Origin of the sequence: Parachitinimonas caeni, from assembly GCF_030129945.1 — a bacterium.
In the GTDB taxonomy this organism is placed as follows: Bacteria; Pseudomonadota; Gammaproteobacteria; order Burkholderiales; family Chitinimonadaceae; genus Parachitinimonas; species Parachitinimonas caeni.
In genome coordinates this window covers 1-255 of sequence record NZ_JARRAF010000278.1, presented here as the reverse complement: position 1 = coordinate 255, position 255 = coordinate 1, and the positions used below count along the sequence as shown (strand labels likewise).

At 68.6% G+C, this 255-nt stretch carries 1 protein-coding gene; it reads left to right on the top strand.

Annotated elements, in window-relative coordinates; translation table 11 throughout:
- Window positions 1-255, top strand: a 255-nt coding sequence (locus PZA18_RS24685) for a hypothetical protein (RefSeq protein ID WP_284103526.1), incomplete at both ends; no start/stop codon positions are given.

Here is a 255-nt window from a genome sequence, read left to right as displayed (position 1 = left end):
TCCGCAATGGCGAGACGGCCCACTTCCCGATCGAGATCAAGCAGGCCGGCCTGTGGCTGCTCGACCGGCAAGGCGCCCTGGGCGATGGCAGCGGCTTTGCCAGCAATCTGGACGTGATGCTGCACGATGCCAACGGCCGCCCCTTGATCAGCGGTGCCGACGGCCGGTGGCGCGAAGCCCGCTGGCTGGAGCCGGGCCGGTACGATCTGACGATGCGGGCCTACTGGGGCGATCAACCCTACCAGTTCCGGCTGC